Annotated in this window: 13 protein-coding genes; 7 read left to right on the top strand and 6 right to left on the bottom strand. The window is 64.2% G+C overall.

Going from position 1 to position 13,874, the window contains the following annotated elements; all coding sequences use genetic code 11:
* Window positions 1–74 precede the first annotated feature (74 nt).
* The gene (locus HCR76_RS12555) at window positions 75–2,225 is read right to left on the bottom strand and encodes an acyl-CoA dehydrogenase family protein (RefSeq protein ID WP_167132068.1); all 2,151 of its coding nucleotides are present in this window, start codon (window positions 2,223–2,225) and stop codon (window positions 75–77) included.
* Window positions 2,226–2,471: 246 nt separating this feature from the next.
* Here HCR76_RS12555 and HCR76_RS12560 point away from each other — a divergent pair, with 246 nt between their 5' ends.
* Complete coding sequence (locus HCR76_RS12560; RefSeq protein ID WP_166990983.1) at window positions 2,472–3,323, top strand: SDR family oxidoreductase; 852 nt, start codon at window positions 2,472–2,474, stop codon at window positions 3,321–3,323.
* Here the strand turns inward: HCR76_RS12560 and recQ are convergent.
* The 4 genes from recQ to HCR76_RS12580 form a co-directional block, all read right to left on the bottom strand.
* Entirely contained in the window at window positions 3,320–5,134 is a 1,815-nt protein-coding gene (gene recQ / locus HCR76_RS12565) for a DNA helicase RecQ (RefSeq protein ID WP_166990986.1), read from the bottom strand. The two genes, HCR76_RS12560 and recQ, sit on opposite strands and share 4 nt — an antisense overlap.
* A 50-nt stretch (window positions 5,135–5,184) precedes the next feature.
* On the bottom strand, window positions 5,185–5,958 hold the full coding sequence (locus HCR76_RS12570) for a copper resistance CopC family protein (protein ID WP_166990989.1): 774 nt from the start codon (window positions 5,956–5,958) through the stop codon (window positions 5,185–5,187).
* Window positions 5,955–6,683 carry a YcnI family copper-binding membrane protein gene (locus HCR76_RS12575; protein WP_166990992.1) on the bottom strand — a complete coding sequence of 243 codons (729 nt, stop codon included), beginning with the start codon at window positions 6,681–6,683 and terminating at the stop codon, window positions 5,955–5,957. The genes HCR76_RS12570 and HCR76_RS12575 overlap by 4 nt, the downstream gene beginning before the upstream one ends.
* 139 nt (window positions 6,684–6,822) lie before the next feature.
* On the bottom strand, window positions 6,823–7,416 hold the full coding sequence (locus tag HCR76_RS12580) for a hypothetical protein (RefSeq protein ID WP_166990995.1): 594 nt from the start codon (window positions 7,414–7,416) through the stop codon (window positions 6,823–6,825).
* A 92-nt stretch (window positions 7,417–7,508) separates the two neighbouring features.
* Between HCR76_RS12580 and HCR76_RS12585 the strand changes: the two genes are divergently transcribed.
* The 6 genes from HCR76_RS12585 to HCR76_RS12610 all read left to right on the top strand — a co-directional run bounded on the left by HCR76_RS12585 (window position 7,509) and on the right by HCR76_RS12610 (window position 13,058).
* The gene (locus HCR76_RS12585) at window positions 7,509–7,823 is read left to right on the top strand and encodes a GNAT family N-acetyltransferase (RefSeq protein ID WP_166990998.1); all 315 of its coding nucleotides are present in this window, start codon (window positions 7,509–7,511) and stop codon (window positions 7,821–7,823) included.
* A 6-nt stretch (window positions 7,824–7,829) separates the two neighbouring features.
* Entirely contained in the window at window positions 7,830–8,792 is a 963-nt protein-coding gene (locus HCR76_RS12590) for a pirin family protein (protein WP_166991001.1), read from the top strand.
* Between the two features lie 101 nt (window positions 8,793–8,893).
* Entirely contained in the window at window positions 8,894–9,496 is a 603-nt protein-coding gene (locus tag HCR76_RS12595; protein WP_166991004.1) for an ECF transporter S component, read from the top strand.
* 7 nt (window positions 9,497–9,503) lie between these two features.
* Window positions 9,504–11,216 carry an ABC transporter ATP-binding protein gene (locus HCR76_RS12600; RefSeq protein WP_166991007.1) on the top strand — a complete coding sequence of 571 codons (1,713 nt, stop codon included), beginning with the start codon at window positions 9,504–9,506 and terminating at the stop codon, window positions 11,214–11,216.
* Entirely contained in the window at window positions 11,213–11,995 is a 783-nt protein-coding gene (locus tag HCR76_RS12605; protein WP_166991010.1) for an energy-coupling factor transporter transmembrane component T family protein, read from the top strand. The genes HCR76_RS12600 and HCR76_RS12605 overlap by 4 nt, the downstream gene beginning before the upstream one ends.
* A 43-nt stretch (window positions 11,996–12,038) precedes the next feature.
* On the top strand, window positions 12,039–13,058 hold the full coding sequence (locus tag HCR76_RS12610; protein ID WP_166991013.1) for an Rv2578c family radical SAM protein: 1,020 nt from the start codon (window positions 12,039–12,041) through the stop codon (window positions 13,056–13,058).
* On the opposite strand, the gene HCR76_RS12615 is transcribed toward HCR76_RS12610, so the two are convergent.
* A complete protein-coding gene (locus HCR76_RS12615; RefSeq protein WP_166991016.1) occupies window positions 13,055–13,870 on the bottom strand; it encodes an AraC family transcriptional regulator in 816 nt (271 codons plus the stop codon). The genes HCR76_RS12610 and HCR76_RS12615 overlap by 4 nt on opposite strands.
* Window positions 13,871–13,874: the final 4 nt, after the last annotated feature.

The raw sequence follows: 13,874 nt of genomic DNA on the forward strand, positions 1-13,874 counted from the left end.
AGCCACTCGTTCACAGAGACGGCGGATGCTGCGAGTCGCAGCATCCGCCGTCTCTGTGCATCGGCACGCCCCCGTCAGCGTGACTGCTTCTTCGCAGCCTTCTCTCGGGCACGCAACACCTTCTCATCAACAGGGGCATCACCCGACTCACGCAACGCCGCATAGTACGCGCGCGCTTCGTCCTGCCGCTGCCGCTCCCCGTCCGTGGCGATTGGCGCCCGCAGATGAGCCTCCTCGAACCCGAACGCGTCGACAAGCTGCACCGCATACGGGCGCAGCCGCGCAACGAGCCGGTTGATGTATGCGCTCACTGCCTCAGCACGCTGCGTCGAGAGCCGCCCGTTCATGAGGTACCAGGCCAGGTGCTTCTCGATGACGCTGAGCCCGAAAAGGTCCCGCAGCCAGGTGAGCACCGTACGCGTCGAGGCATCCTGAATCTTCTCCACTGCCGCGGTGAATGCCTCCCACTGCAGCAGCTCGCCATGCGCGCGCGCCGCCTCGATCAACGCAGTCTGCTGCGAATTGAACAGATCGGCGGCTTCTTTCTTCGAGCGCTTCGACGCGGGTCGCAACTCCTGTGCAATGTTCTCGATCATCGTCTCAACGCGGTCGGTCAGCAATTCTCGCTGCACGGCGGTCTCTCGAAGCTGCCCGACGGAGCGCGCCGTCGAGCCAAAGTCTCCGAGGGTCTGGCCGAGGGTGCGAAGCCCGCTGCCGTGGTAGGCGCGATCGGCGGCCTGCGCGACGACATAGCGCGCGAGCGCTCCTGAGTCCGCTTTGCGGAACTTGCTCGAGAAGTCCGTGAGCAGTCGCTTGGCCACAAGCTGAAGCAGCACGTTGTTGTCGCCCTCGAACGTCACGTAGACGTCGAGGTCGGCATACAAGCTCGTGAAGCGGTTGCCGTTCATGAAGCCGGCGCCACCGCAGGCCTCTCGACACTCCTGCAGTGTGTCGAGAGCATGCCAGGTCGATAGCGGCTTGAGCGCTGCGGCAAGCGTCTCGAGATCTTGCCTGTCATCGTCGGTGTCGGCACGACCACTGAAGACCTCGTCAAACTTGGTCAGCAGAGTGTCGTGCGCGAACGTGTGCGCATACGTCTGCGCGAGGCGCGGCAGCAGTCGCCTCTGGTGCTTCTGGTAATCGAGCAGCACCTCTTCGTCCGTTTCGGATGCCGCGTTGAATTGACGGCGCTGGTTGCCATAGCGAATGGCGATAGTGAGACCAAGGGCGGATGCGGTCGTCGCCGCGCCATCAAGCGAGACACGTCCTTGAACGAGCGTGCCGAGCATCGTGAAGAAGCGACGCCCCGGGCTCGCGATCGACGAAGTGTAGCTGCCGTCTTCGGCGACATCACCGTATCGGTTGAGCAGGTTGTCTCGCGGGATGCGCACGTGCGAAAAGTGCAGACGTCCATTGTCGATTCCGTTGAGGCCCCCTTTGAGGCCGTCGTCCTCGCCGCCGATGCCGGGAAGGAACTCGCCGTTCTCATCGCGGATCGGCACGTAGAAGCAGTGCACGCCGTGGTTGACGCCCTGGGTGATGAGCTGGGCGAACACCGTGGCGGCGATGCCGTCTCGCGCGGCATTGCCGAGGAACTCCTTCCACGCCCCCTTGAAGGGCGTGTGGATCACGAACTCCTGCGTGCTCGCATCGTAAGTGGCCGTCGTGCCGATCGATGCAACATCAGAGCCGTGGCCGATCTCCGTCATTGCGAACGCTCCCGGCACGTCGAGCGACATGATGCCGGGAAGAAAACGATCCTGATGCTTCTCGGTGCCGAGATGCAGCACGGCAGAGCCGAAAAGCCCCCACTGCACGCCGGACTTGATCTGCAGCGACGGGTCGGCAAGCACGAGCTCTTCGAAACCAGCGATATTGCCGCCCGCATCGTTGTCGCCGCCGAGTCGCTCAGGGAACGCCCGCAGCACCTGTCCGTCTTCGACGAGGAGGTGCATCTGCTCAAGCACTCGAGCACGATGGTCTTCCATGGACTGCCCCTCGATGCGCTGCATCTCGGGACGCGCGGCGAGCGCGCGCGACTTCGTGCGAATGTCGCTCCATCGCCCGAGCAGCGCACGCCGAACCACGTCTGTATTGAGGGCGACCGACCCCGGAACTCGCACCGGCCCGGTGTCGACTGTCTCGTGCACGTTTGCGACCTCAGCCACGTCGTCGGGAGTTTCCAGATCTTGCGTCACTTCTCGCCCCTCACCCTTCACGATCATTCGTCGTGCTCACCTTAGGTCGGCGACACCGCCCGGCAGAAGGCTCCCGTCCTTGGGCTACAAAGCGGAGGGCGGGTCCGTGCCTGCAATTGTGGCTCGCCCACAGCATCCTCGGGATCTTCACTGCTGTTTCACACAGTCTTCTCCCCCGGATGGGGATCTATCGCACGTAGTGTAAACAGGGTCAACTACTGGTGTGAGGGATCTTGTGCCGGGATGCATGTTGCTGTAGAGGAAGTCACCGGAATGTCCAGCATTCTCATCGTCGGGGGGACGGGGCTCGTGGGGAGCGCCGTCGCCGTCGCCGCGCTCGCGCGCGGACACGCCGTACGTTCCGTCTCACGTGAAGTTCCAACGCCTGATGCCGCGAACTTCGTGCCCGACGTCGATTACCGTGTCTGCAACCTCTACCATTCGCACCAGACGGAGCTCGACGAGCATCTGCACGGCATCGATGTCGTAATCGACTGCCTCAACGGTGTCTCCCACGTTGCGCAGGCAGTGTTTCGCGTCGGCGCCGTGCAGATCACGGATGCTGCCGCTCACGTCGGCGTCACCCGCATCGTCGTGGTGTCTGACGTTGGCTGCGACCAGAGCGACTTCGCATATTACGAGGCGAAGACCGATCAGGAAGGCGTCTATCTCGACTCCGCTGTGGGCACAACCGTCGTACGGTTCACCGTTGTGTTCGAGCAGATGTTGCAGATCATCGAGAAGGCATCACGGTTTCGCGTGATGCCGACATCTGGTCGAGCACAACTTCAACCCATCGACGTCGCCGACGTTGCCGAGGTGATTGTCGATGCGGTATCCGATACCGGTGCCGACAAAATCACGTCGTACGGTGGGCCGGAGATCGCCTCCGTTCGCTCGCTGTCGCGGCAATGGCTGGCGCACACCGGTCGACGGGCTCTTCTTGTACCCGTACCGCTGGTCACGGCGATCGGCCGATATCTGCGTTCGGGGGCCAATATCGTTCCCGACTCGAGACGCGGTTCGACGACGTGGCAGGACTGGCTGAACAAGTCGTCGCCGCCGCCGGCACCGACCGCGTTCGAGAGCAACACCCACCCGAACGGAACGCCAAGCCCTGCCTAGCCGCGAACGACGTCGATGACGGCTGCGCCATAACGTGCAAGCTTTTTGTCTCCGACACCGCTGATTGTGCCGAGGACTGCTTCATCCGTCGGCTTCGCCATGGCAATGTCGCGCAGCGTCGCGTCAGAGAACACGATGTACGCTGGCGCTCCCTGCTCACGGGCCACAGCGGCCCGCCACTCGCGCAGTTTCTCGAACAGCTCGGCGGCGGCAGGCTCGAGCTCGTGCGCCGCAGTTCGGCGTGACGTTCGCGAGCGCTGCGGCTTCTCGGGTTCTTCGCGCAGGTGCACGGTCCGCTCACCACGCAGCACCTCGCCGCTCGACTCGGTGAGCCCGAGCACGCCGTACTCGCCCCGTGTCGCGAGCAGCCCCTGCGCGAGCAACTGTCGCACAACGCCGCGCCAACGCTGGTCAGAGAGATCGGCGCCGATGCCCCAGGTGCTCAGAGCGTTGTGGCCGTGCTGGCGGGTGCGCGCCGTCTCTTTGCCTCGCAGAATGTCAATCACCTGTCCGGCCCCGAAACGCTGATTGCGCTCCCTATCGAGCCGAACGACTGTCGACAGAAGCTTCTGGGCCGCAACGGTGCCGTCGACGATCGCCGGCAGGTTCAGACACGTGTCGCAGTTTCCGCACGGAGCACTCTCTTGCCCAAAATACCTCAGCAGGTTGACACGTCGGCATTGCACGGTTTCGCACAGGGCGAGCATGGCATCGAGATGCTGCATTGAACGTCGCTTATGTGCGAAATCGGCTGCACCATCATCGATCATGCGTCTCTGCTGCACGACGTCTTGCAACCCATAGGCGAGCCATGCCACTGCGGGCTCACCGTCACGCCCTGCGCGCCCGGTCTCCTGGTAGTAGCCCTCAACGGACTTGGGGAGATCGATATGCGCGACGAATCGCACGTCTGGCTTGTCGATGCCCATTCCAAACGCAATCGTCGCCACGATCACGACGCCGTCTTCACGCAGAAACCGAGACTGGGCTTCGGCTCGCACCTCCGCGTCGAGACCGGCGTGGTACGGGAGCGCGGTGATGCCGCGCTGGCTCAGATAGTCGGCAGTTCTCTCGACAGACGCTCGGCTGAGGGCATACACGATGCCCGCGGCATCCTGACCTTCTGCGCGAATGAACTCCACGAGCTGGGCTCGGGGATCGCGCTTGGGCACAATGCGGTACTGGATGTTGGGGCGATCGAAGCTCGCGACGAAATGCCGGGCGCCGCCGAGGCTCAGGCGCTGCGTGATCTCGCTGTGGGTCGCCTCGGTTGCCGTAGCAGTGAGAGCAATGCGCGGCACGTCGGGCCACAGTTCGGCGAGCTCCGACAGCCCGAGGTAGTCGGGGCGGAAGTCGTGCCCCCATTGCGATACGCAGTGTGCTTCGTCGATCGCGAACAGGGCGATAGTGCCCGCCCCGAGAAGCGACCGCGTCGCCGGATTGCTCAGCCGCTCGGGCGCAACATAGAGAATGTCGAGGGCGCCCGCGCGATAGTCGCGTTCAACGCGAGCCCGTTCAGTGGCCGACTGCGTCGAATTAAGGAATTCTGCGCGCACACCCACGGCTTGCAGCGCCTGCACCTGGTCGTGCATGAGAGCGATCAGTGGAGAGACGACAACGCCGGTGCCCTCGCGCAGCAACGCCGGAATCTGGTAGCACAGGCTCTTGCCGCCACCCGTCGGCATGAGCACGACAGCATCGCCGCCCGCGGTGACCTGGTCGACGATCTCGGCTTGTTCGCCGCGGAACGCGTCGTATCCGAAGACGTGGCTCAGCACCTCGAGGGCGGTGCCACCGGCAGGAGAAGTCATCGACTCCACCGTAGCCGGTGGCACCGCCTCATCGCGCGACGATGCCGAGGTCAGGACGACGGCGGCCCATCGCCCGATGAGGAGTCGCCCGATGAGACGCCGGTCTCGCCAGCGCTGACGTCGGATGGGGCATCCTCGTCTTCGGCGTCATCGGCCAGCATCCGGCGACGCACCAAAATCATCACGACAGCGGCAGCGGCGATGAACACGATTCCGCCCGCGGCGATGAGCCAGCCGATGTCGGAGCCCTCCGGCTCGCTCGCCTCATCACCCGGAGCCTCGTCACCCTGGGCATTCGACTCAGGAAGTGCGTCGCTTGAGCTGCCGCCGTCGTCAGATGCATCAGCGGACGGCTCATGGCCGCACCGCGGAACGGATGCCGCACCCTCGACGGTTTCCTCCCCGTCGTCGGGCTGCCAGGTGAACGTGAACGGTTCAAAGTCGGCGGAACTCTGCTGATGTCCGTCTTCGGCAACAAGCGTCCAGATCACCGTGTACTCGCCCGGTTCCCCGAGAGTCACGTCAGCGCTGAGGGTCGTGCCGTTCGTTACCGTGGCGCAGCCATCGCCAAAGTAGCGCTCGTCGTCTCCCGGCCCCGTCACGACAATGCTCTTGCGCCCGCTCTCGAGCACCGGCTCTGTGGTGTTCAAAGCGATTGTCACGGGCCCCGTCGTCACTGTCGAACCGGGTTCAGGCGACGCTGGTGCGACCTGAGTGTGCGCAGAAGCAGGAACTCCGACCGCGAGAGCCGCCGCCAGCCCGACGGCGAACGCAATCGCTACCACTCGAGGAGTTCGCGTTGCCCTCGTCGACGTGCGTATCACTTGGTCTCCTTCGCGCGAGGCCGACGAGCCGTCACCGCGAGGACGATACCTGCGGCACCGACTGCCAGTCCTGCAATTCCGATTATACGCGCGATCAGGTCATTGTCATCGTCAGTCTGCGAGGATGCCGATGCCTGTGTATCGCTGTTCTCAGCGGCGTCGTCCCCTTCTGCATGGCCGTGCCCCGCCGTGTCAACGTCTCCGACGGCTACCGTCGGCGCCGGGTGCTCGGGCTCATCTTCCCCGGACTCGGCCACCTGGTCCCACGACGTGGATCCGGTCTCGCACGTCTGCTCGACGGGGAACGCCAGGGTTTCTCCCGCCGTCTCTTCCGGAAGCGACACCTGCACCGAGAGAGTGTCGATCTGAGAGTCAGCCAGCGGCGTTTTCGCCGTGAAGTCGACAACACTCGTGCGCTCGCTCACGGGATCGCCGTGCTGATCGGTGACGCCGTCGACGGGCTCCGTCTGCGTCTGCGCCGTCCATCCGGCGTTGACGACGGGTTTCGCCGAGATGATCTCGTCTGGCATCTGGATGCTGACTGCCGTCGTGGGCGAGCCGTCGCAGCCGTGGCCGATCGTGAACGTGAGCACGGTGCTCGAACCTGCCGCTGCCTCGTCGGGAACCACATGCACGTGTGCGCTGGCTGCCAGGGGAAGTGCGAGTGCGAGTGCGGCTCCCGCCACTACTCCGATGCCGACACGATGGCGTGTTGCTTTTTTCATGTTCTGTTCTGTCTTTTCTGTCGTTTGCGTTCGGGCGCGGCGGAGAATCCGCAGACGGCTGCCCGTTTCAGTTGCCTCGCCGAGGCAGTGGAATCACGTGGTCGTCGCGGCAGCTCGACCGCACAGAGGCGACAGCGAGCTACCCGACAGCGAGCGCGGGAGGGCCACGCTGAGAGCGCGACGAGACGACGACGGGTGCACGCGGTGGTGCAACAGCATCCGGCCACAACGATTGCAGCGTCGGAATCGGTACCGGCTCGGGGTGCGTGAAGAGCGTGGAGACGGCGAGTCGCAACGTGGCAAAGAACCCGCGAATGACGTTCTCACCTTTGACGAGAAGTAGCGTCGTGACCACACCGGCGAGAATGTGCGCCACCCACATCATCGGACTGTGACTGTGTGCGACGGCACCGATCTGAACATCAACAGACCCCGCAGCGTGCTGGGCGTGCGCCCCGAACGCGGTCGATGAGATACTGCCCCCCGACGGGGCGAACGCGAACATGCCGTGGTAGGCAAGCTGGCTGAATGCCACAGCGACGGCGACGCGCGGGCGCGACACCGTTTTTCCGGCGAGTGCAATGCACACGAAGACGGATGCGGTGAGCGCAACGCTCACCGCGACGACGCTCGGTGCTCGACCGTCTGCGAGGCCGTGCGATGTCGCTGCGATGAACGTGGAGACGGCAGCGGCGATCGTGCCGCGGACTGCGCGGCTCGCGCGTTGATTCATGCCGTTTCCCTCCGACATCAAGCATAGGCGGTGCCTGGCCACTCGCGAGAGTCGCGGGTACGGTTATGGCAGGCGACGCAATGGGGGACGACATGGCAGACGATGCACCACATGTAACACGCAATGACTCCGAGAACCGCTACGAGCTGTGGCTCGACGACACCGTGGTCGGCCACGCCGACTTCACGGGCACAGAGAGCGGCACCGCCTTCATGCACACGGTTGTCGACGACGCCTATGAAGGGCGCGGGTTCGGGAGCGTGCTTGCCAAGGCCGCACTTGACGACACGATTGAACGCGATGAGATCATTGTGCCGTACTGCCCGTTCATTCAGGCCTATCTCAAGCGGCACCACGAGTACGACGCGCACGTGGCCTGGCCAACGCCCAAACACGAGAAGAAGTGAGCGACCGTGACTCGGTTCGATGCCCCGAGCGAAGAACTGCTCACTCGAGATATCGCATCGCCAGGGCCGACAACGCTGCTGCGTGAATCGCGCGAGGTTCCGCTCGGTGGAATCCGCGGAATCACCGTCCATCGCTCGCTGCCTCAGCGTGGGCTGCCGACTGTGGGCGCGTGGTGCTTTCTCGACTACTTCGATGAAGCTGGCGTTCCCATGCGCGTTCTGCCGCACCCCCACATCGGGTTGCAGACCGTCACCTGGCCGCTCAACGGGGAGATCAGGCACCGCGACACCGTGCTGAACGACGTCATGATCGAGCCGGGCCAGTTGAACATCATGACCAGCGGCTATGGCATTGCGCACTCCGAGTTCTCAACGGAGCCAGACGACGCTGCGGCTGCCCTGCGAGGAGTTCAGCTGTGGGTGGCACTGCCGTCCAGCGCGGCGGACGGCGACCCTTTTTTCGAGCAGCACTCCGATCTGCCGGTCTGGGAGCAGGGCGGAGTGAGTGCCCGCGTCTTCGTCGGCACACTTGGCGCTGCCACGTCGCCCGCCACAACGTTCACCCCGCTGCTCGGTGCCGACGTGGAGCTCGGCGCGGGCACCGCCGAGACCATCCCCATCGACAGCACGTTCGAGCATGCCGTCTTCGTGCTTGACGGCGTTGTCTCCGTCGACGATGTGCGGGTGAAGGAACGACAGCTCCTCTATATCGGCGACGGATGCCCCTCAATCGATATCGTGGCGGATGCTCCGGCACGGGTTCTCCTCATCGGGGGCGTGCCCTTTGGAGAAGATCTCGTGATGTGGTGGAACTTCGTCGGCAGGTCACACGCCGACATCGTCAGTGCGCGCGATGACTGGGAGGCCGGGTCGTCCCGCTTTGGAAGCGTTCCCGGCCACGGGGCTCAGCGCATTCCCGCTCCGCCGCTGCCAACGGTCACGCTGACCCCGCGCCGACGTCGCAGCTGAGCCCTTTTCTTTCGGCAACTGGCGATTGCCTATATAGGCAAGCCTCAGCTAAATTTGAGACAGTGGAGTTCTCCACACACCCGAGTTCCCAAGGGATACCCATGTTCAGCACCCGCCTCCTCATGACCTGTGCCGCAATCGGCGTTGGCAGCGGGATCGTCTTCACTGTCGCTGGACTGGTCAACGGCATCGTCGCTGCTGCGGCACCCATTGTCTACGGCCTCGCGATCGGCGTATATTTTCTTCCTGGCGTCATCGCTCAGTCGCTTCTGAGGCTCCCCGGCGTCGCGCTCATCACGAGTCTGATCGCTGGACTCGTCGGCTCAGCCGTGAACCCCGCGTTCATTATGCGTTACCTGGCTACAGGGCTCGCGGTCGGGCTGCTGCAGGAGATTCCGTTCGCGATCTCGAAGTACCGGTACTGGAGACCGTGGGTCTTCTACGTCGCTGCGGCCGTCATGGGCACAATCTTCGGCGGAGCTGTGTTCATCGCCGTCGGCATGGAGCATTTCGTCGGCTGGGCGAACCTCGTCTACTTCGGTCTCTTCGCCGTGAGCCCGGTGATCTTTACCTGGCTCGGCCGGGTCATCGCGGCGGGCATCAATAAAACCGGAGTCGCACGCGGCATCCAGCGCCAGATCGATAGCAGATCGCACACGTCGACAACGCAGCACGCACACACGCAGCCGATGACGGCAGCCTGACGCCGCAATGCCGGCGCGTGCACTCACACTCGACGACGTCCGAATCCGCCACGCGGATCGAACCGCTCACGTCCCCGCTGGAGTGACCCTCAGCGTCGACACGGGAGAGGTCGTTCTGCTTCTGGGGCCGAGCGGATGCGGCAAGTCCACAGCGGCGCTCGCCATCAACGGTCTCGTGCCCCAGTCGATTCCCGCCACGCTCGAGGGAACCATCAGCGCCTGCGGAATCGACGTATCGACGACAACAACGGCTCGCCTCTCTGAGCACGTGGCAATGGTTTTTCAAGACCCAGACGCGCAGATTGTCTCCGAGTCGGTGCTCGATGAGGTGTGCTTCGCCCTTGAGAACATGCTGCTCCCCGTCACTGAGATTCTCAGCCGCGCCGAGGACGCCCTGCGCACCGTCGGATTGTGGGGGCGCAGGGAGGACTGCCCCGACATTCTGTCCGGAGGCGCGCGGCAGAGGTTGGCGATCGCGTGCGCATTGGCAATGCACACGTCGATTCTGGTTCTCGACGAGCCAACGGCCAACCTCGACCCGAGCGGAAGCGACGACGTCTACGCTGTTCTGCGGCGCGTAACCGCCGACGGAGATCGATCCGTCGTCCTCATCGAGCACGATGTGGATGCCGCTCTGCCCATCGTCGACCGCGTCGTGATTCTCGATCGCGACGGTCGCACGGCGTTCACGGGCACTCCGCGGGAGGTGTTTGCCGGTCATTCGCGCGAGATCGCCTCGCTTGGTGTCTGGCTGCCGACAGCGACGATGGTCGCTCACCGCCTCGAGACCGTCGGCGTCGCGCTCGACCCGGTTCCCCTCTCGATGCACGATCTCGGCACAGCTCTGGCGGACGTGCAGCTTCCCGCCCTCCGTCAGCCGCTCGCAGTGCCGCCACGTGGCGAGCAGCTCATCCGTGTGCGCGACCTCACCATCACCCGCGGCGACTCTGTTCTTCTCGATCGAGTGAGCCTCGACGTGCACGAGGGCGATTTTCTCGCCGTTATCGGCGCCAACGGGGCAGGGAAGACCACGCTTATTCAGGCGATGACGGGGGTCGCTCGGCCTCCCAAACGGCACGTCAGTCTCGCCGGAGTGGATGCCGCAACACGCGACGCCCGCGCGCTTGCCCAGCGTGTGGGCTTCGTCTTTCAGAACCCCGAGCATCAGTTCGTGGCCAACACTGTCGCAGACGAGCTTGCCTATGGCCTGCGCGTGCACGGCGATTCATCGGGCAGGCGCCTCGAGCCTCACGAAATTGACGACAGCGTCGACACCATGCTTGCGCGACTCGGGCTTTCGGCGCACCGAGACATGCATCCGTTCCTGTTGTCCGGGGGGCAGAAGCGCCGGCTGTCCGTCGGAACGGCGCTCATCGTCGGAGCGCCCATTCTCGCGCTCGACGAGCCTACCTTCGGTCAAGATCGCGAGCGGGCAGACGAGCTGATGGCGATGTTCCAAAGCCTGCGCGCCGAGGGAACGACAATCATCGTCGTCTCGCACGACATGCAGCTCGTCGCCGAGTATGCGACACGAGTCGTCGTGCTCTCGCACGGTGCCGTGGCGGCAGACGGCTCCGCCGCCAGCATCCTCTCTGACGACACCCTTCTGCGACGCAACAGCCTGCGCCAGCCGCCGCTTGCCCGCGCCATGAGCAGCCTTGACTACCCAGAGTGGAACGGCGTCACCAGGTTTGCCGATCTGCCGGGAGCTCGTGCATGACCGAGACGAGCACACGACCCACCCGTCTTCTGCACGCACTCAATCCGCTGGCAACGATTGCCGGCCCGCTTCCCGCAATTCTCCTTCTGATCTTCACTCGCGACATCGCAACGCCCGTGTCGTTCATCGCCCTCGCGTATCTTCTTCTGCTGACAGGTTCTCGGTTGAATGCCCGGCGATTGCTCGTGCTGTTCATCGCTCTTCCGGCAGCCGCGGTCATTCTCGGCCTGGGGTTCAGCCTGTGGACCGATGCGAGCACCCTCGACCACGACACCGCCCTACTGAGCATCGGCAACTACCGTTTGTACCTCAGTGCAGTCGAGGTCGGAAGCGCAACGGCGCTTCGCCTGATCAGCATCGTCGCCCTTGCCTTGCTCACCGGTTTCGCCTCACGTGGCCCCGATCTGGTTCGTTCCGTCGTCGCTCACCTGCGCGTGCCGTATCGAGTGGGGTACGCGGCACTCGCGTCGTACCGCTTCGTCCCGCGGTTTCGCTACGAACTCGATGTGATTCGCAAGGCGCATCGCGTGCGCGGCACAATGGGCGGCCGCGGCCCGATCGCCGCGGTTCGACGCACAATCGGCTACATTGTGCCGCTTCTCGCCAGCGCGATCAGGCATGCGGAGCGCGTCTCGCTCTCGATGGATGCTCGCGCATTCGGTGCGCACCCTTCCCGTACCGAGCGCCACGAGGTGCCGTTCCGCACACGCGACACCATGTTCATCGTGGGGTTCTGGACTCTTTCAGCCGTCATCATCACAAGTATTCGAATCGCCTGAATCATCGATTCACAATTATGCGTATGTGTGTTCTACTTAACGAATGCGATGGGATGCTCAGAAACTGACGGCGGGCGACCGGAATGCGCTGCCTGGGCTCGACCAGCCCGCTGGTCTTGTGCGCTCGGTGCAGGCTCCCGAGTTTGCGGGAATGACGTTTCACGAAGTGCTCGCCAAGTCGGCGCTCAACCATGTTCATGCCAGCTCAGACATGCCGTTCACGTGGACGGTCAATCCGTATCGCGGGTGCTCACACGCGTGCACCTACTGCTTCGCCAGGCCAACGCACGCCTACCTCGAGCTGAACGCCGGGGATGACTTCGACAGGCAGGTGGTCGTGAAGACGAATGTCGCCGATGTTCTGACGCGTGAGCTTTCACGGCCCTCGTGGAAGCGAGAGCTCGTAGCGCTCGGCACGAACACCGACCCCTACCAGCGGGCGGAAGGCCGTTATCGCCTCATGCCCGGAATCATCGAGGCGGTCGCTGGTTCACGCACGCCATTCTCGGTGCTCACGAAGGGAACTCTGCTTCGGCGCGATATTCCGAAGCTTGCCGACGCAGCGGCGCACGTCAACGTCGATGTTGCCATGTCCATCGCTGTCTACGATGACGATCTGCAGTCATCCGCCGAACCCGGCACTCCGACGGCAACGGCACGCCTGGCCACGGTGTCGGCCGCCCGCGAGGCGGGGCTCGAGTGCGGTGTATTCCTCATGCCGATCCTCCCCTACCTCACAGACACAACGGAGCAGCTCGACAATGCACTCCGTCGGGTGAAGGCTGCCGGTGCGAGCTATGCGCTGTTTTCTTCGTTGTACCTTAAACCCGGCGTGAAGCCATGGTTCATGATGTGGCTGCAGCGAGCGCACCCGGAGCTTCTGGCCGCCTACAACAGGCTGTATGCACACGGAGCGCATGTTCCTGCCGAGTACCGCGCCGACCTGACTGAGCGCATGCGTCCGCTCGTTCGCGCGCACGGTCTCGAGCGTCGCCGCTCTGTGCGCTTCGAATCGACGCAGCTCGCCTCCCCTGTGTCGGGGACGGCGCCACCACTGTTCTAGTGAGAGCCGGCCGTACGCGCTCGCTCACCGGCTCGACGCGTCTGGTCGGGAGTCTCGTGCAGAATGCTCGCGTAGCGGTGCGACAGGTGCGCGTAGTCGACATAGCCGAGCTCAGCGGCGAGCGCGGACAGATCAACATCACGCTCCGAATACAGCCGAGTCGCCGCATTCTGCATGCGCCGGCATTCGATGAGCCACTTGGGTGACACGCCAAGTCGCGAACGCACGAGGCGTTCGAGCGTACGAACCGACACGTCAACGGATGCAGCAAGCTCATCCACCCGCATCAGAGCCTCGTCATTCTCAGCGATGGAGCACGCACGGTTCAGCAGCAGCCCCCTCGCATCAATTTCATCCGCTGCCGGTGCGAGCCACGAGCGGAGCGTGCCGATGAGCCGCACACGATCGCTTTCGGCAAGCTGGGCGCGTACGGCGGCGAAGGGGGCGCCGTCGACGGGCTCACCCTCGGGTGCCATGCGCACAAGGTCGCGCGGTGCCGTGCGCGACAGCAGCACACCGGCGGCGGGTCGAAACAGGACGCCGACGGCCCACGCCGCACCGCGAAGCACTCGCGTATCGACGCGCGAGTCTGGGCCGTAGAGAGCGACGCCGCTGGGCTCAAAAACAATGTTCACTGCGGGGTAGCTGAGCACCCGCTGCGGCACGACCGCGCCGTCTGGCAGCGACCAGGTCACGAGCCACACGTGGCGCACGAGTCGACTCAGCCCGGTGCCCAATTCGAACCTGTCGAAGCGCACTCCAGCAGCGCCGGGGTTGAGGTGACCGCGAGAGCGCGGCGCAGCATCCGCCATGTCG

Source organism: Paramicrobacterium chengjingii (assembly GCF_011751765.2).
Taxonomy (GTDB): Bacteria; Actinomycetota; Actinomycetes; order Actinomycetales; family Microbacteriaceae; genus Paramicrobacterium; species Paramicrobacterium chengjingii.